This window comes from Acidovorax sp. SUPP2539, from assembly GCF_030158975.1.
Taxonomy (GTDB): domain Bacteria; phylum Pseudomonadota; class Gammaproteobacteria; order Burkholderiales; family Burkholderiaceae_C; genus Paracidovorax.
On sequence record NZ_BQXJ01000006.1, the window covers coordinates 223,208 to 240,802 of the forward strand.

Sequence of the window (17,595 nt, forward strand, 5' to 3'; positions counted from 1 at the left end):
GTTCTCCATGGCCAAGACCCCCAAGACCCCCCTTGCCCGCGCCGGCGCCAGCGGTGCACCGCGCATCAACATCGGCATCAGCGACAAGGACCGCGCGGCCATCGCGCAAGGCCTGTCGCGCCTGCTGGCCGACACCTACACGCTGTACCTCACCACCCACAATTTCCACTGGAACGTGACGGGCCCGATGTTCAACACGCTGCACACCATGTTCATGGGGCAGTACACCGAGCTGTGGAACGCGGTGGACCCGGTGGCCGAGCGCATCCGCTCGCTGGGCCATGCGGCGCCGGGCTCGTACGCCCAGTTCGGCAAGCTCACCTCGCTGCCCGACGCGCCCACCGAGCCGCCCCACGCGCTGGAGATGGTGCGCATCCTGGTCGAGGGCCACGAGGCCGTCGCCCGCACGGCGCGCGAGCTGTTCCCGGTGGCCGACAAGGCCAGCGACGAACCCACGGCCGATCTGCTGACCCAGCGCCTGGCCGTGCACGAGCAGACCGCCTGGATGCTGCGCTCGCTCTTGGAGGAGTAAGCCGGCCGGGCCTTGCACGGCCCTGCCCAGCCAGCGCCCGCCCACCCGTGCGGGCGTTTTCGTTTCCCGGGTCGCCTCTCTTTCTCTCTTTTTCTTTCCTTTCCTCTCCTTTGTTCGCGCCATGCAGCTTTCCGCCCCCACGCCGTCGCGCCTGTCGCTCTACCTCGACCTGATCCGCTGGAGCCGACCGGCCGGCTGGCTGCTGCTGCTGTGGCCCACGCTGTCGGCGCTGTGGGTCGCGGCGGGCGGATTCCCCGGCTGGCACCTGCTGGCCGTGTTCACGCTGGGCACCATCCTGATGCGCAGCGCGGGCTGCTGCGTGAACGACGTGGCCGACCGCCGGTTTGACCGGCACGTCAAGCGCACGGCGCAGCGGCCGGTGACGAGCGGCGCCGTCTCCCCGCGCGAGGCGCTGGCCGTGGGCGCGGTGCTGGCGCTGGTCGCCTTCGCGCTGGTGCTCACCACCAATGCCATCACCATCGCGTGGTCGGTGCCGGCGCTGGCGGTGACGGTGCTGTACCCGTTCACCAAGCGGTTCTTCTCCATGCCGCAGGCGGTGCTGGGCGTGGCCTTCAGCATGGGCATTCCGATGGCGTTCACCGCCGTGCGCGGCGAGGTGCCGTGGCTGGCGCTGTGGCTGGTGCTGGGCAACCTGTTCTGGGTGCTGGCCTACGACACCGAATACGCCATGGTGGACCGCGACGACGACCTGAAGATCGGCCTGAAGACGTCGGCCATCACCCTGGGCCGCTTCGACGTGGCGGCCATCCTGGCGTTCTACCTGCTGCTGGTGGCGTTCTGGGGCGTTTCGCTGGCGCCGCTGGGGCTGGGCGCGGCGTTCTACCTCGCGATCGGCGCGGTGCTGGCCCAGGTGGCGTGGCACTTCGCGCTGATCCGCCACCGCACGCGCGAGGGTTGCTTTCGGGCCTTCCGCGAGAACCACTGGATCGGGTTCACGCTGTTCGCCGGCATCGCCGTGGGTTACGCGCTGCGATAGGTTGCTATTTATTTTGTAGCACTATGCCCTAGTACTTATTGTGCTGGAGGGCGTTTTGGCTTGAAGCCGGCGGGGCGACCGCCCGCGCTGGCGATCAGGCGCCGAACTCGTCGCCCAGTTCGCGCGCCCGCTCACGCGCGGCCTCCAGGGCGCGCATGAAGCGCTGGGGCACTTCGTCCTGCTCCATCGACTGCAGGGCGGCGTAGGTGGTGCCGCCCTTGGATGTGACGCGCTGGCGCAGCACCTCGGGCGGCTCGTCCGAGCGGCGGGCCAGTTCGGAGGCGCCGGCGAAGGTGGCCACGGCCAGTTGGTGGGCCTGGGCGCGGGTCAGGCCCATGGCGGCGCCGGCCTCGGTCATGGCCTCCAGGAAGCGGAACACATAGGCCGGGCCAGAGCCAGACAAGGCGGTGACGGCATCGAGCTGCGGCTCGTCGTCCACCCACAGGAATTCCCCCGTCGTCGCGATGATCCGCTCGATGGCCGCGCGCTCGGCGGCGGTCACCTGGGGGCGGGCGTAGAGGGCCGTCATGCCGCGGGCGATCAGCGCCGGGGTGTTGGGCATGGCGCGCACGATGCGTTCGCTGCCCAGCCACCGGGCGATGCTGCCCGAGCGGATGCCGGCGGCCACGCTCAGGTGCACGGCGCCGGCGGTGTGGGCGCGCGCCTGCCGGGCGGCTTCCTGGAAGGTCTGGGGCTTGACGGCCCACACCACGGTGCCGGCCCGGACCAGCGCGGGGCCAGCCGCTTCGTGCGCCGTGATGCCGTGCTGCGAGAGCAGGGCGGCGCGGGCCTCGGCCCAGGGCTCGACCACTTCGATCTGCGCGGCCGGCACGCCCTGGCGGATCAGCCCGCCGATGATGGCGCTGGCCATGTTGCCCCCGCCGATGAAGGCGATGGCGGATTGCTCGGTAAGGGCGGGGGCGTGCGTGTCTGAGGTCATGGCGTGCGTTGGTTGAAAAGGCGGCCGCGCAAAGAAGAAAGCCCCCGTAGGGAGCTTGCGGCCTGGGTCACCAGGATGTTAGCGCGCCATGGCGCGACCCCTTCGCTCAGGCAGTGATGGTCACGGTGACCGTGGCCTTGCCGATGTCGAATGAAGGCTCCAGCGTTTTGCGCGGGGCGCCGGGACCGTCGTTCAACCCCAGTTCCTTCAGCAGTTTGGGGTCCGTCAAGGCGCGCCGCGCCGCCTGCGCCAGCGCGGGCGGCGCGTCGGGTGCGGGGTTTTGCGACAGTTCGTACAAGTTCTGCGCGGTGAGTTGCTTGTCGGGGCTGCCGGCGCGGAACGTGTTCAGCGTGTCCTTGACCTCGTAGTCCGGCATGGTGGGGTGACTGCTGAACGTGGCCAGCAGGGGAGAGATCGGTTGCGCGTTCATCATGTCGTCGAAAGCACCGTTGGCGGCATGGTCGAAGCTGTCCACGCTGGCGATGCCGTCGCGCGTGCCTGCCGCGTCGTCGCGAGACTCCAGCGCGGAGAACAATTTAGGGTTCGACACCATGAAACTGGCGGCGTCCGAGACATTGGTGGGTGTCTTGCCGTCCTCGTTGCGGGCCAGCTTCAACAGATCATTCATGTTCACCGTGTCCTGACCGCTGGAGCGCATGTGGTTGGCCAGCGTGGAGCTGGCTTGCCGTGCGGCCTCGCTGCGGTTCGCGGGTAGGGAGCTGACTCCGCCCGTCAGGTTGGTGGGTTTGGTTTGCATTTGTTTGATGGCAGCCATTGGATGGTTCCTCGCCCGAGAGGGCCGTTGTACCGGAGGCCCGGCAGATTAGGAAATAAGCCGCATCGGACAATGCGGCACGATTATTAATAGCTTTCGCTATCGTTTTCGATCCTAGGAGAGGTCATCTGGGCGTTTGGGTCAAATGCGAAGAGCTGCAGCCCTGGCCGAAATTGCGTGCCAGGCTTTGGCAGATGGAGCGATGCCTGCGCCCGCGGCGTGCGCCGGGACGGTGGCCGCCACACCGGCAGCATGCCGCAATGCTCCGGTGCCAGCTTGCGGGATGTCTCGAACGCGGCGGCGCGACGAAAAGTGGCTAGCGTGACAGGTGTGGCGCGGCCTTCAGTCGAGCGAGGCCTGCCGCACGGCGTGCTCCCAGCGCGCCATGAGTTCGCGGGCGCGGGGGGCGCCCAGCGTGGGCATGAAGCGGCGCTCGGCGCGCCACAGGTCCGACAGCTCGTCGGTGCTGCGGTATACGCCGCTCGACAGGCCGGCCAGGTAGGCCGCGCCCAGCGCCGTGGTCTCGATCACCGCGGGCCGCACCACGGGAATGCCCAGCAGGTCGGCCTGGAACTGCATGAGCAGGTCGTTCACGCAGGCGCCGCCGTCCACGCGCAGCTCGCTCACCGGTGCTCCGCCGGCGGCCACGGCGTCGCGGCTCATGGCCTGCAGCAGCGCGGCGCTCTGGTAGGCGATGCTCTCCAGCGCCGCCCGCGCGATGTGGGCGAGCGTGGTGCCGCGCGTGAGGCCGGTGATGGTGCCGCGCGCGTCGGGCTTCCAGTAGGGCGCGCCCAGGCCGGTGAAGGCCGGCACCATCATCACGCCGCCCGAATCGGGCACGCTTTCGGCGAGCGACTGCACCTCGTTGCTGGCCGAGATGGCGCGCAGGCCGTCGCGCAGCCACTGCACCACGGCGCCGCCGACGAACACGCTGCCTTCCATGGCGAATTCGGGCGTGCTGCCGGCCAGGCTGAGCGAGGCCGCGCCGGGCGGCGCCGTGCCGATCTGGGCCGCGCTGGTGGTGAGCAGGCCGTTGGTGGAGGTCTGGAACTTCTGACCCGTGTGCATCAGCATGAAGCAGCCGGTGCCGTAGGTGTTCTTGGCCATGCCGGCCTTGAAGCAGGCCTGGCCGAACAGCGCGCTCTGCTGGTCGCCGGCCACGCCGCCGATGGGCAGGGCGCTGCCCAGCAGCTCGGGGTGGGTGTCGCCGAAGTGGGCGCTGGAGGGGCGCACCTCGGGCATGAGGGCGCGCGGGATCTGCAGCAACTCCAGCAGTTCATCGTCCCACTGGTTGGTGCGCACATTGAAGAGCATGGTGCGCGCGGCGTTGCTCACGTCGGTCACGTGCACCTGGCCTTGCGTGAGCTGCCAGATGAGCCAGCTGTCCACGGTGCCGAAGGCCAGTTCGCCGCGCTCGGCCTGGGCGCGCGCGCCGGGCACGTGGTCCAGCAGCCAGCGCAGCTTGGTGCCCGAGAAATACGCGTCGATCAGCAGGCCGGTCTTGGCCTGGATGGTGTCGGCCAAGCCGCGCTCGCGCAGCTCGGCGCACAGCGGCTCGGCGCGGCGGTCCTGCCAGACGATGGCGTGGTGCACGGGCTCGCCGGTGCGCCGGTTCCATAGCACCGTGGTCTCGCGCTGGTTGGTGATGCCCAGCGCCCGCACGTCGCCGGCCTTCAGATTCGCCTGGGCCAGGGCCTGCCGCGCGGTGGCCAGCTGGGTGCGCCAGATCTCGCGCGGGTCGTGCTCCACCCAGCCGGGCTGCGGGTAGATCTGCGGCAGCTCCAGCTGTGCCTGCGCGACGATGTGGCCGCGCTCGTCGAACACGATGCTGCGGGAACTGGAGGTGCCTTGGTCGAGGGCGAGCAAATAGGTCATGGTGGATTCTGGAGGGAGAGGGCCGGCAGGGTGCCGCAGGGCGGTGGGGGCGTCATCCAGCGACGGTGCAGTCCACGCCGGCATCGCGCAGCAGCGCGGGAAAGGGCTCGGGCGGCGGTGCATCGGTGAACAGCCGGCCGATCTGCGCCAGCGTGGCGGCCTGCACCATCGCCGCGCGGCTGAACTTGCTGTGGTCGGCGGCCAGCCAGACCTCGCGGGCCTGGGCGATGATGGTCTGCGCTACCTTCACCTCGCGGTAGTCGAAGTCGCGCAGCGTGCCGTCCGACTCGATGCCGGAGATGCCGATGAGCGCGATGTCCACCCGGAACTGGCGGATGAAATCCACCGCGGCTTCGCCCACGATGCCGCGGTCGCGCGAGCGCACCACGCCGCCGGCCACGATGACTTCGAAGTCGGGCTTGCCGCTCAGGATGGCGGCCACGTTCAGGTTGTTGGTGATGACGCGCAGGCCGCGGTGGTGCATGAGTGCCCGGGCGATGGCTTCGGTGGTGGTGCCGATGTTGAGGATCAGCGAGCAGTCGTTGGGCACCTGGGCCGCGACGGCGCGCGCGATGCGGGCCTTGCCGTCGGCATGCAGGGTTTCGCGCTGCGTGTGGCCGAGGTTCTCCACGGTGGAGGTCGGCACCCGCACGCCGCCGTGGAACCGCCGCACCAGCCCCAGTTCGGCCAGCCGCTGCACGTCGCGCCGCACCGTCTGCAGCGTCACGCCCAAGGTGTCGGCCAGCTCCTCCACGGTGGCGGATTGGCGGGAGCGGACCTCTTCGAGCAGGCGCAGTTGGCGGGGATTGGTGTTCACGGAGGGTGGGGCAACGAAGCGAAATGAAGGCGCAGGACGGGCAAAGGCGCTGGTCTTACTTTAAAGCGAACCAAAACGAACCGTTCCAGGGTAAACCTTGATGAAAAACGATCACAAAGCAACACGCTCGATCGCGGCGGCTCCTTTCGGGTGGGCTGGGGGGTGGGGAAGGGTGCGGTTTGCCGGGCCTTGCTCGGGAAAACGCAGCGCAAGGGCGTGGTGGAGAGCTGTGGGAGCCTGGACACAGGGCGTGGGGGCGGTGCGCTCGCACGCGCAGGCCTGAAGGACGGAAGAATGGCGCCCCAACGAAAAATCCCCCTTGCGGGGGATTTCGGTGTGGCGCAGCGGGCGGAATGCGCCGGGTGCGTCAGAAGCGGTGGCGGATCGACAGCGTCAGGCTGTTGACGTCCTTGCCCGGGGCTGACGCCACGCCGCCGAGGAAGCCGTTGCCGCCCAGCAGGTCCTGCGAGGTGTTCTTGTTTTCCAGGTGCGTCAGCACGGCGCTGACGTCGGTGCGCTTGGACAGGGCGTAGGTGTAGGCCGCGCCGTAGGAATAGCGGTCGGCATCGAACGGCCGCCGGTCATTCATGTTGTTGTAGGCCACGGTCACGGTGTGCGGGCCGGTGGTGATGCGGTAGCCGATCTGGAACAGGCGGGCATCCTGCTTGAAGGCCTGCACGAAGGCGTTCTGCACCAGCGTGGCCACGGGGGCGGTGGCCGGGTTGGCCGACAGGCCCGTGGCAATGGTCGACAGGTCGGTGGGGTGGTCGTCCTTGATGGTGGCGTACTGGCCGGACAGCGTGCCCGGCCCGATGTCCAGCGTCGCGCCCAGGATGGCGTTGGTGAGCGACTTCTGGCCCAGCTCGTTGTTGCGGGTGTTGTAGCCGCCGCCGAAGGAATAGCCGTCGCCCTTGTAGATGGCCATGATGCCCAGCAGCCGCCGTGCGCTCGGCTTGCCGGCCACTTCGCCCGCCGCATACATGGCCGTGGCGGTGAGGCCGTCCTTTTGCAGCGCGTACTGGATCGAATTGCTCACGCGGATGTCGAAGGAGGCCGGAATCGCCACCAGTTGCCCCAGGGCCAGGCTGGACTCGGTCTTCATCGCGTCGAAGTTGCCGGTGGCCAGGTAGCCGGGCGTGTACTGGCGGCCGACGGTGAAGGCGCCGAACGGCGTGACCAGGCCGGTGAAGATCTGCCGGTCGAAAATGCTGTTGCCCAGGTTGACGCCCACCTGGGAGCCGATCTGCGCGGCCACGGCCGAGACCGCGGGTTGCAGGGCGGCGGGCAGGCCCAGCGAGGAGGCGGTGCTGAGCCGGTCCGGCAACTGGCCCAGGGAGGGCGGGCGGTTGCTGAGGCTGCCGGTATCGGCTTCGATCCGCGACTCGAGCGTGAAGATCGCGCGGTAGCCGCCTCCCAGGTCCTCATTGCCCTTGAAGCCCAGGCGGGACCCTTCCATGTTGCCGCTGGTGAGCCGCGTCAGGTTGCCACCTGGGGCGCCGGTCATGTAGTTGATGCCCAGGTCCACCAGACCATACATGGTGAGGCTGCTGGTGCCTGGCGGCGTGCTTTGCGCCATGGCGACCGACGAGGCGCAGCCAAGAACGACGGCCGACAGCGTACGCATTTTCTTCATAAGGACTTCCGAATGGCAAAAAGGGGAGTGGAGGGGCGGCGACAGCATGCGGCGCTTTTGGAAGGCTGAGACTAGAGGCAACGCCTCGGTCGGTAAAGGAGGGGAATGCCGGACTGGGCATTTGTGACACAGGGGGAAACCCGGAACCCGGTCCCGACCGAATGCGGCCCGCCGCATCGCAGCGTTGAAGCGAACGAAAACGAATCAATCAAGGGTAAACCTTGATTCGATACGAACGAAAAAGAACAAAAATGAAGCCATTCGAAGCGCGCAGGTTCCGTCAGGCACTGCGCGTTTTGCACGTTCAACTGGCCGCAAGGGGCCTTCAGGAAAGGTTGCGTGATGCAACTGGTAATGGACCGCATCAGTAAGCGGGTGGGAGCGCAGACCTGGCTCCATGGCATGGACATGGCGCTGCACAGCGGTGCGGTGACCGTGCTGCTGGGCGCCACGCAGGCCGGCAAGACCAGCCTGATGCGCATCATGGCGGGGCTGGACACGCCCACCGAAGGCCGGGTGCGCGTCGATGGTGTCGATGTGACCGGCGTGCCCGTGCGCGAGCGCAACGTGGCCATGGTGTACCAGCAGTTCATCAACTACCCCTCCATGACGGTGGCCGACAACATCGCCTCGCCGCTCAAGCTGCGGGGCGACAAGGGCATCGCCGAGCGCGTGCGCGCCCTGGCCGAGCGGCTGCACATCGACATGTTCCTGAACCGCTATCCGGCCGAGCTGTCGGGCGGGCAGCAGCAGCGCGTGGCGCTGGCCCGCGCCCTGGCCAAGGGCGCGCCGCTCATGCTGCTGGACGAGCCCCTGGTCAATCTCGACTACAAGCTGCGCGAGGAACTGCGCGACGAGCTGACCCAGCTGTTCGCTGCCGGCGACTCCACCGTGGTCTATGCCACCACCGAGCCGGGCGAGGCCCTGCTGCTGGGCGGCTACACCGCCGTGCTGCACGAAGGCGAACTGCTGCAGTACGGCCCCACGGCCGAGGTCTTCCATGCCCCGAGTTCGCTGCGCGTGGCCCGCGCCTTCAGCGACCCGCCGATGAACCTGATCGCCGCCGATGCGGCCGCCGGCGGCGTGCGCATGGCCGGCGGCGGCCTGCTGGCGCTGCCGCAGGGTTTGCCGGCGGGCAGCGCCGCGACGGGCCTGACCGTGGGCGTGCGGGCGAGCGCCCTGCGCCTGCAGGCGCGCCCCGGCGACGTGGCGGTGGGCGGCACGGTGGAACTGGCCGAAATCTCGGGCTCGGACACCTTCGTGCATGCGCACACGCCCTGGGGCGAACTCGTGGCGCAGGTCACGGGCGTGCACTACTTCGACCTGGGTACGGCCATCACGCTGCACCTGGCACCGGGCGAAGCCTATGTCTTCGGCGCCGACGGCGCCTTGCTGCTGGCGCCCGCGCGCCGGGGAGGGCGCTGAGATGGCGCGCATCAATCTGGACCTGGCGCACGCCTACAAGCCCAACCCGCAGCAGGACAGCGACTACGCGCTGCTGCCGCTGTCGATGGAGTTCCGCGACGGCGGCGCCTATGCCTTGCTGGGCCCCTCGGGCTGCGGCAAGACGACCATGCTCAACATCATGTCGGGCCTGCTCGTGCCCTCGCAGGGGCGCGTGCTGTTCGACGGCAAGGACGTCACCCACGCGAGCCCGCAGGAGCGCAACATCGCCCAGGTGTTCCAGTTTCCGGTGATCTACGACACCATGACGGTGGCCGAGAACCTCGCCTTTCCGCTCAAGAACCGCAAGGTGCCTGAGGCCCAGATCCGCCAGCGCGTCGGCCAGATCGCCGAGATGCTGGACATGAGCGGGCAGCTCGACCAGCGCGCCTCGGGCCTGGCCGCCGATGCCAAGCAGAAGATATCGCTCGGGCGCGGCCTGGTGCGCTCCGACGTGGCGGCCGTGCTCTTCGACGAGCCGCTCACGGTGATCGATCCGCACCTCAAGTGGCAGCTGCGCCGCAAGCTCAAGCAGATCCACCACGAGCTCAAGCTGACCCTGATCTACGTGACCCACGACCAGGTGGAGGCGCTGACCTTCGCCGAAGAGGTGGTGGTGATGACGCGCGGACGCGCCGTGCAGGTGGGCGCGGCCGATGCGCTGTTCGAGCGGCCGCAGCACGTGTTCGTGGGCCACTTCATCGGCTCGCCGGGCATGAACTTCCTGCCCGCGCAGGGCGAAGCGGATGCCATCGTCGTCGCGGGCCACCGCCTGGCGCGGCCCGCGGGCAAGGCCCTGCCGGCCGGCGCGCTGCAGGTGGGCGTGCGCCCCGAGTACCTGGCCATCGCCGCGGCAGGGCAGCCCGGCGCGCTGCCCTGCACGGTGGAGAAGGTGCAGGACATCGGCACCTACTTCCTGCTCACCGCCCGCGTGGGCGAGCACACGCTCAAGGCCCGCCTGGGCACCGGCGAGGCGGTGCCTTCGGCGGGCGACACGGTCTGGCTGCAGGTGTTGGGGCGCCACACCTGCTTCTACCAAAACGAGGAGTTGCTGGCATGAGCACCACGACCAAACCGGTGAACCAGAAGGCCTGGTTCCTGATCCTGCCCGTCATCCTGTGCGTGGCGTTCTCGGCCATCCTGCCGCTGATGACCGTGGTGAACTACTCGGTGCAGGACATCATCTCGCCCGAGCGGCGCGTGTTCGTCGGCACCGAATGGTTCGCCGCCGTGATGCGCGACGAAGAGCTGCATGCGGCCCTGTGGCGCCAGATCACGTTCTCGCTCGCCGTGCTGGCGGTGGAGATCCCGCTGGGCATCTGCCTGGCGCTGTCCATGCCCGCGCAGGGCTGGAAGTCCTCCGCCGTGCTGGTGACGGTGGCGCTGTCGCTGCTGATCCCGTGGAACGTGGTGGGCACCATCTGGCAGATCTACGGCCGCGCCGACATTGGCCTGCTGGGCGCCGCGCTGCAGTACATCGGCATCGACTACAGCTACACCGGCAACGCCACGCAGGCCTGGCTCACCGTGCTGGTCATGGACGTGTGGCACTGGACGCCGCTGGTGGCGCTGCTGTGCTTCGCCGGGCTGCGCTCGATTCCCGACGCCTACTACCAGGCCGCGCGCATCGACGGCGCGAGCAAGTTCGCCGTGTTCCGCTACATCCAGCTGCCCAAGATGCGCGGCGTGCTGATGATCGCGGTGCTGCTGCGCTTCATGGACAGCTTCATGATCTACACCGAGCCCTTCGTGCTCACCGGCGGCGGGCCGGGCAATGCCACCACCTTCCTCAGCCAGTACCTCACGCAGAAGGCCGTGGGCCAGTTCGACCTGGGCCCGGCGGCGGCGTTCTCGCTGATCTACTTCCTCATCATCCTGCTGCTGTGCTTCATCCTCTACAACTGGATGCAGCGCGTGGGCACCGACGCACAGACCGGAGCCGGCCATGAATGAAAAGCGCTTTCGCAAGCGGAGCCTCTTCCTTGCGGCCTACATCGTCTTCGCGCTGCTGCCCATCTACTGGATGGTCAACATGAGCTTCAAGACGAACGCGGAGATCCTCTCCACGTTCTCGTTCTTTCCCCAGCACTTCACCTGGGACAACTACAAGACCATCTTCACCGACGAGTCCTGGTACTCGGGCTACATCAACAGCCTGATCTACGTGGCCATCAACACGGTGATCTCGCTCACCGTGGCGCTGCCGGCGGCGTATGCGTTCTCGCGCTACCAGTTCCTGGGCGACAAGCACGTGTTCTTCTGGCTGCTGACCAACCGCATGACGCCGCCCGCGGTGTTCCTGCTGCCGTTCTTCCAGCTCTACACGACCGTGGGGCTGATGGATACGCACATCGCCGTGGCGTTGGCCCACCTGCTGTTCAACGTGCCCCTGGCGGTGTGGATCCTGGAAGGTTTCATGACCGGCATCCCGCGGGAGATCGACGAGACGGCTTACATCGACGGCTACAGCTTCCCGCGCTTTTTCCTGACCATCTTCCTGCCACTCATCAAGGCCGGCGTGGGCGTGGCGGCGTTCTTCTGCTTCATGTTCAGTTGGGTCGAGCTGCTGCTGGCGCGCACGCTCACCAGCGTGAACGCCAAGCCCATCGTGGCGACGATGACGCGCACCGTGAGCGCCTCCGGCATGGACTGGGCCACCCTGGCCGCGGCCGGTGTGCTCACCATCGTGCCGGGTGCCATCGTCATCTGGTTCGTGCGGCACTACATCGCGAAGGGTTTCGCGATGGGCCGGGTTTGACGTGTGAAGGGAGCACAAGCATGAATCACACACTTTCACCGCAGAGCGCGCGATGCGTCCAAGGCCAGCGGCAGCCGTGGAACGGGCCTTGCCCGGCCGCCAGCTGCGTCCCCCGGGGAGGAAGCGCCGCAGGCGCTCAGGGAGGTACCCATGTTTGAGTGGATGGCCTGGACCACGCCGGTGGCCGTTTTCTTCCTGTGCATCGTGCTCATGCTGGCCGGCATGACGGTGTGGGAAATCAAGTCCCCCACCCTGCTCCGGCGTGGCTGGCTGCCGCTGGCGACGACGCGCGGCGACCGCCTCTTCATCGGCCTGCTGGCCGCCGCCTATGTGAACCTGGCCTTCGTGGGCATCAGCGGGCACCTGGTGCAGTGGTTCTCGCTGTCGGCCGAGCCGTCGATCTGGATCAGCTTCGTGCTGTCGATGGCCTTGCTGGTGCTGATCCTGCGCAAGGGCTGACGGCACAGTTGCCTGGAGTTTTTTCTGCCGCCGGTCCGACCCATCCCCCGGACCCGGCGGCCGCTGGAATGCAAAGGGGAGTCGATTCAACTGACTATCAGGAGACAAGCACTATGAAGATGCAGTATTCGGCGCTGGCGTTGGCCGTCGCGGTCCTGGCCGGCAACACGGCCATGGCGGGCGAGGCGGAAGCCAAGAAGTGGGTGGACAGCGAATTCCAGCCGTCCACGCTGGCCAAGGACCAGCAACTGGCCGAGATGAAGTGGTTCATCGACGCGGCCAAGAAGCTGCAGGCCAAGGGCGTGAAGGAAATCTCGGTGGTGTCGGAAACCCTGACCACGCACGAGTACGAGTCCAAGACGCTGGCCAAGGCCTTTGAGGAGATCACCGGCATCAAGGTCAAGCACGACCTGATCCAGGAAGGCGACGTGGTCGAGAAGCTGCAGACCTCGATGCAGTCGGGCAAGTCGATCTATGACGGCTGGATCAGCGACTCCGACCTGATCGGCACGCACTACCGCTACGGCAAGATGATGAACCTGACCGACTACATGTCGGGCGCCGGCAAGGAGTTCACCAACCCTGGGCTGGACCTGAAGGACTTCATCGGCACCAAGTTCACCACCGCGCCGGACGGCAAGCTCTACCAGCTGCCCGACCAGCAGTTCGCCAACCTGTACTGGTTCCGCGCCGACCTGTTCGAGCGCAAGGACTTGAAGGACAAGTTCAAGGCCAAGTACGGCTACGACCTGGGCGTGCCGCTGAACTGGAGCGCCTACGAAGACATCGCCGAATTCTTCAGCAACGACGTGAAGACCATCGACGGCAAGGCCATCTACGGCCACATGGACTACGGCAAGAAGGACCCCTCGCTCGGCTGGCGCTTCACCGACGCATGGCTGTCCATGGCGGGCGCTGCCGACATCGGCACGCCCAATGGCCTGCCGATCGACGAATGGGGCATCCGCGTGGCGGCGGACAAGTGCACGCCCGTGGGCGCCTCGGTGTCCCGCGGCGGCGCGACCAACTCGCCCGCGGCCGTGTACGCGCTCACCAAGTACGTGGACTGGATGAAGAAGTACGCGCCCAAGGAAGCCATGGGCATGACCTTCGGCGAATCCGGCCCCGTGCCGGCGCAAGGCCAGATCGCCCAGCAGATCTTCTGGTACACCGCCTTCACCGCCGACATGGTCAAGCCCGGCCTGCCCGTGGTGAACGCCGACGGCACGCCCAAGTGGCGCATGGCGCCTGGCCCCAACGGCCCGTACTGGAAGCCCGGCATGCAGAACGGCTACCAGGACGTGGGATCGTGGTCGTTCTTCAACGGCCATGACGCCAACAAGACGGCCGCCGCCTGGCTCTACGCCCAGTTCGTGACTGCCAAGACCGTCTCGCTCAAGAAGACCATCGTGGGCCTGACGCCCATCCGCGAGAGCGACATCCAGTCCAAGGCCATGACCGACATGGCGCCCAAGCTCGGCGGCCTGGTCGAGTTCTACCGCAGCCCGGCCCGCGTGGCCTGGTCGCCCACCGGCACCAACGTGCCCGACTACCCGAAGCTCGCGCAGCTGTGGTGGAAGAACGTGGCCCAGGCCGTCACGGGCGAGAAAACCCCGCAGGGCGCCATGGACACGCTGGCCGATGAGATGGACCAGGTCATGGCCCGCCTGGAGCGCGCCGGCATGGCCCATTGCGCACCCAAGCTCAATCCCAAGGGCGATCCTGCCAAGTGGCTGAGCGACAAGGCTGCCCCCTGGGCCAAGCTGGCCAACGAAAAGCCCAAGGGCGAAACCATTGCCTATGACCGCCTGCTGCAGGCCTGGAAGGACGGCAAGGTGCGCTGACCCGGCAGGATGGGCCGGCGCCCACGCACCGCCGGCCTGATTTGCCCACCTCCCGCCCTCGTCCTTGTCTGCAAGGGCCTGGGCGGATTTGTTTTTTGCGGTGAATCAAGGGTTAACCCTTGGTTTTTCCGAGACGCATGGACAATCGATCCCATGAATACCGTGACCACCCCCCTGTACACCAAGCGCTCCGAACTGCTGGCTCGGCTGGCCGAGCCCCGCCTCTACGACCTGGCGGTGATCGGGGGCGGAGCGACAGGCCTGGGCGTGGCACTGGACGCCGCCGCGCGGGGCTTCAGCGTGGTCCTAGTGGAGTCGCACGATTTCGCCAAGGGAACATCCTCCCGCGCCACCAAGCTGGTGCACGGGGGCGTGCGCTATCTGGCGCAGGGCAATATCTCCCTCGTGCGCGAAGCGCTGCACGAGCGCACCACGCTGCTGAACAACGCCCCCCACCTGGCGCAGCCGCTGCCTTTCGTGATGCCGTCCTACCGCTATTGGGAAACGCCGTTCTACGGCGTGGGACTCAAGGCCTACGACGTCCTGGCGGGCAAGGCCGGCCTGGGCGCCACCGAATTCCTGGGCCGGGAAAGCACCTTGCGCCTGCTGCCCACGGCCCGCAAGGAAGGGCTCAAAGGCGGGGTCAAGTACTGGGACGGCCAGTTCGACGACGCCCGGCTGGCGCTCGCCTTGGCCCGCACGGCGGCGCAGCGCGGGGCCTTGCTCGTCAACTACTGCTCCGCGCGCGATCTGGTGCACGAGGCCGGCAAGGTGGCGGGTTTCACCTGCGAGGACCGCGAAACCGGCACCACCTATAGCGTGCGAGCGAAATGCGTGGTCAATGCCACCGGTGTGTGGGTGGATGCGTTCCGCCAGCAGGATGCCGCGGCGCTCGGACGCCCCGCCAAGCCCATCGTGGCACCCAGCCAGGGCGTGCACATCGTGGTGGACCGCGAGTTCCTGCCTTCCGACCATGCGCTCATGGTGCCCAAGACGGCCGATGGCCGGGTGCTGTTTGCCGTGCCGTGGCTGGGCAAGGTCATCCTGGGGACAACAGACAGCCCCCGCCAGGACCTAGCCCGAGAGCCCCTACCGTTCAAGGAGGAAGTGGCGTTCATCCTCAGCGAATCCGCCCGCTACCTGACCCGGGCACCGGCCCCTTCGGATGTGCGCAGCATCTGGGTCGGATTGCGTCCTCTGGTCAAGCCGCAGGACGACGACGGTGACAACACGAAGAGCATCAGCCGCGAGCACACCGTGATCGCCAGCGCGAGCGGACTGGTCACCGTCACCGGCGGAAAATGGACCACGTACCGCGCCATGGCGGAGGACGTGTTGCAAAAATGCTTCACTGCGGGGTTGCTGACGGAGCGCCCGAGCGGCGTGACGCGCCATCTTCCCCTCGTGGGCTCCCCCCAGCAGGCGGTGCAGCACCGCATCAGCGCGCCCCAAGGCCTGCACTCCTATGGCAGTGAGGCATCCTTCATCGACGGCCTGCCAGGCGCGGACACCGCGCTGTCAGAGGGGCTGACCGAGGCGATGGTGCGATTCGCCGCCCGCTACGAGTACGCCCGCACGGTGGAAGATGTGCTGGCCCGCCGCAGCCGGATGCTTTTCCTGGATGCGGCCCAAGCCGCTCGTCTGGCCCCGCGCGTGGGCGAGATCCTGCGCGAGGAGCTCGGCCTCGACCCCCAACTGGAGGTGTTTCAGGCGTTGGCCCGGCAGTATTTGGACGTCCCGTTGTGAAGTGCTTGACGCCAGTTGCGCTTTTTGACAAAATCGAGGGCTTCGCGTTTCAAGCGCGAGGTTTCTGCCCAGCGGGAAGTGCTGCAAATGGTTTGCGGCATGGACGACGGGCCCAAGACTGATTGGCTGATCTTCAGCCCTTGAGACGTTCTCTGGGGCTGTCAATCCTGCCGGTGCAAGTTGGGAATATTGAAATGATCCAGACAGAATCTCGGTTAGACGTTGCCGACAACACCGGCGCGAAGTCCGTCCTGTGCATCAAGGTGCTGGGTGGTTCCAAGCGTCGCTACGCCAGTGTCGGCGACATCATCAAGGTGAGCATCAAGGAAGCCGCTCCGCGTGGCCGCGTCAAAAAGGGCGAGGTCTACAGCGCAGTGGTGGTTCGTACGGCGAAGGGTATTCGCCGTGGCGACGGTTCGCTCGTCAAATTCGATGGCAACGCAGCAGTGTTGCTCAATGCAAAGCTGGAGCCCATCGGCACCCGCATCTTCGGGCCCGTGACGCGTGAACTGCGTACCGAGAAGTTCATGAAGATCGTGTCCCTGGCTCCTGAAGTTCTCTGAGGACGCGCCATGAACAAGATTCGCAAGGGCGACGAAATCGTTGTGCTCACCGGGCGCGACAAGGGCAAGCGCGGCACAGTGTCGCTGCGCAAGGATGACTCCTATCTGGTCATCGACGGCATCAACCTGGTCAAGAAGCATGTCAAGCCGAACCCCATGAAGGGTACGACCGGCGGCATCGTGGAAAAGGCCATGCCGATCCATCAGTCCAACGTGGCCATCTTCAATGCGGCTACCGGCAAGGCTGATCGTGTAGGTATCAAGGTGCAGGCTGATGGTGCGCGCGTTCGCGTGTTCAAGTCCAGCGGCGCTGAAATCAAGGCGGCCTAAGGAGTCAACATGGCACGACTGCAACAACACTACCGCGAAAAAATCGCCCCCGAACTCGCCAAGCAGTTCGGTTACACCTCTCCGATGCAAGTCCCTCGGCTGACGAAGATCACCCTGAACATGGGTGTGAGCGAAGCCGTGTCGGACAAGAAGGTGATGGACAACGCCGTCGCCGATCTGACCAAGATCGCTGGTCAGAAGCCCGTGGTGACCAAGGCCAAGAAGGCCATCGCCGGTTTCAAGATCCGCGAAGGCCAGGCCATCGGCTGCATGGTCACCCTGCGTGGCGTTCAGATGTACGAATTCCTGGATCGTTTCGTGACCGTTGCTCTGCCTCGCGTCCGGGACTTCCGCGGTATCTCTGGCCGGGCTTTTGATGGCCGTGGCAACTACAACATCGGTGTCAAGGAACAGATCATTTTCCCTGAAATCGAGTACGACAAGGTGGATGCCTTGCGCGGTCTCAACATCAGCATCACCACGACGGCACGTAGCGATGAAGAAGCGAAGGCGCTTCTCGCTGGTTTCCGTTTCCCGTTCAAGAACTGAGGCAGCGTATGGCTAAAGTAGCTTTGATCCAGCGCGAACTGAAGCGCGAAAAATTGGCCGCCAAGTACGCAGCAAAGTATGCGGAATTGAAGGCAGTTGCCAGCGACATGAAGCGCAGCGATGAAGAGCGTGAAGCAGCCCGTCTGGGTCTGCAAAAGCTCCCACGCAACGCCAACCCCACGCGTCAGCGCAACCGTTGCGAAATCACCGGTCGCCCACGTGGCACGTTCCGCCAATTCGGTCTGGCTCGCGCAAAGATCCGTGAACTGGCTTTTGCCGGCGACATCCCTGGTGTCACCAAGGCCAGCTGGTAAGCGGGCAGGAGAGATACAAC

Annotated in this window: 18 protein-coding genes; 13 read left to right on the forward strand and 5 right to left on the reverse strand. The window is 66.7% G+C overall.

From position 1 onward, the window contains the following. The first annotated feature begins 7 nt into the window (after positions 1 to 7). Together AVTE2539_RS20835 and ubiA are read left to right on the forward strand one after the other, a co-directional pair. Positions 8 to 532, forward strand: a complete 525-nt coding sequence (locus AVTE2539_RS20835; protein ID WP_284394159.1) for a Dps family protein — start codon at positions 8 to 10, stop codon at positions 530 to 532. 121 nt (positions 533 to 653) lie between these two features. Continuing rightward, a complete protein-coding gene (gene ubiA / locus AVTE2539_RS20840) occupies positions 654 to 1,529 on the forward strand; it encodes a 4-hydroxybenzoate octaprenyltransferase (RefSeq protein WP_284413568.1) in 876 nt (291 codons plus the stop codon). 94 nt (positions 1,530 to 1,623) lie between these two features. Here the strand turns inward: ubiA and proC are convergent, their stop codons facing one another. The 5 genes from proC to AVTE2539_RS20865 form a co-directional block, all read right to left on the reverse strand. Beyond that, on the reverse strand, positions 1,624 to 2,469 hold the full coding sequence (gene proC, locus AVTE2539_RS20845; RefSeq protein ID WP_284413570.1) for a pyrroline-5-carboxylate reductase: 846 nt from the start codon (positions 2,467 to 2,469) through the stop codon (positions 1,624 to 1,626). A gap of 106 nt (positions 2,470 to 2,575) precedes the next feature. After that, positions 2,576 to 3,226, reverse strand: coding sequence for a hypothetical protein (locus AVTE2539_RS20850; RefSeq protein ID WP_284413572.1), 651 nt, complete (start codon positions 3,224 to 3,226; stop codon positions 2,576 to 2,578). A gap of 360 nt (positions 3,227 to 3,586) precedes the next feature. Beyond that, a complete protein-coding gene (gene glpK / locus AVTE2539_RS20855; RefSeq protein WP_284394154.1) occupies positions 3,587 to 5,119 on the reverse strand; it encodes a glycerol kinase GlpK in 1,533 nt (510 codons plus the stop codon). A gap of 52 nt (positions 5,120 to 5,171) precedes the next feature. Then, entirely contained in the window at positions 5,172 to 5,936 is a 765-nt protein-coding gene (locus AVTE2539_RS20860; RefSeq protein ID WP_284394152.1) for a DeoR/GlpR family DNA-binding transcription regulator, read from the reverse strand. A 367-nt stretch (positions 5,937 to 6,303) separates the two neighbouring features. Next, positions 6,304 to 7,569, reverse strand: a complete 1,266-nt coding sequence (locus tag AVTE2539_RS20865) for a porin (RefSeq protein WP_272566906.1) — start codon at positions 7,567 to 7,569, stop codon at positions 6,304 to 6,306. 342 nt (positions 7,570 to 7,911) lie between these two features. On the opposite strand from AVTE2539_RS20865, the gene AVTE2539_RS20870 reads away from it, so the two are divergent. From AVTE2539_RS20870 to rpsN, 11 genes are all read left to right on the forward strand, one after another. Further along, positions 7,912 to 8,994, forward strand: coding sequence for an ABC transporter ATP-binding protein (locus AVTE2539_RS20870; protein WP_284413668.1), 1,083 nt, complete (start codon positions 7,912 to 7,914; stop codon positions 8,992 to 8,994). A gap of 1 nt (position 8,995) precedes the next feature. Next, on the forward strand, positions 8,996 to 10,072 hold the full coding sequence (locus AVTE2539_RS20875; protein WP_284394149.1) for an ABC transporter ATP-binding protein: 1,077 nt from the start codon (positions 8,996 to 8,998) through the stop codon (positions 10,070 to 10,072). Beyond that, entirely contained in the window at positions 10,069 to 10,965 is an 897-nt protein-coding gene (locus AVTE2539_RS20880) for a carbohydrate ABC transporter permease (RefSeq protein WP_272549419.1), read from the forward strand. The genes AVTE2539_RS20875 and AVTE2539_RS20880 overlap by 4 nt, the downstream gene beginning before the upstream one ends. After that, complete coding sequence (locus tag AVTE2539_RS20885) at positions 10,958 to 11,770, forward strand: carbohydrate ABC transporter permease (protein WP_272549418.1); 813 nt, start codon at positions 10,958 to 10,960, stop codon at positions 11,768 to 11,770. The genes AVTE2539_RS20880 and AVTE2539_RS20885 overlap by 8 nt, the downstream gene beginning before the upstream one ends. 150 nt (positions 11,771 to 11,920) lie before the next feature. Further along, positions 11,921 to 12,229 (forward strand): DUF2160 domain-containing protein, encoded by a 309-nt coding sequence (locus AVTE2539_RS20890; protein ID WP_284413575.1) that lies wholly within the window; start codon positions 11,921 to 11,923, stop codon positions 12,227 to 12,229. 113 nt (positions 12,230 to 12,342) lie between these two features. Next, positions 12,343 to 14,073, forward strand: coding sequence for an ABC transporter substrate-binding protein (locus AVTE2539_RS20895; RefSeq protein WP_284394143.1), 1,731 nt, complete (start codon positions 12,343 to 12,345; stop codon positions 14,071 to 14,073). Positions 14,074 to 14,226: 153 nt separating this feature from the next. Then, entirely contained in the window at positions 14,227 to 15,819 is a 1,593-nt protein-coding gene (locus AVTE2539_RS20900) for a glycerol-3-phosphate dehydrogenase/oxidase (RefSeq protein ID WP_284413577.1), read from the forward strand. A 194-nt stretch (positions 15,820 to 16,013) separates the two neighbouring features. After that, positions 16,014 to 16,382, forward strand: coding sequence for a 50S ribosomal protein L14 (rplN, locus tag AVTE2539_RS20905; protein ID WP_025596343.1), 369 nt, complete (start codon positions 16,014 to 16,016; stop codon positions 16,380 to 16,382). Positions 16,383 to 16,391: 9 nt separating this feature from the next. After that, positions 16,392 to 16,712, forward strand: coding sequence for a 50S ribosomal protein L24 (gene rplX / locus AVTE2539_RS20910; RefSeq protein ID WP_272549412.1), 321 nt, complete (start codon positions 16,392 to 16,394; stop codon positions 16,710 to 16,712). A gap of 9 nt (positions 16,713 to 16,721) precedes the next feature. Further along, positions 16,722 to 17,261, forward strand: coding sequence for a 50S ribosomal protein L5 (gene rplE / locus AVTE2539_RS20915; RefSeq protein ID WP_272566913.1), 540 nt, complete (start codon positions 16,722 to 16,724; stop codon positions 17,259 to 17,261). 8 nt (positions 17,262 to 17,269) lie between these two features. After that, positions 17,270 to 17,575, forward strand: coding sequence for a 30S ribosomal protein S14 (gene rpsN / locus AVTE2539_RS20920; protein WP_272549410.1), 306 nt, complete (start codon positions 17,270 to 17,272; stop codon positions 17,573 to 17,575). Positions 17,576 to 17,595 lie beyond the last annotated feature (20 nt).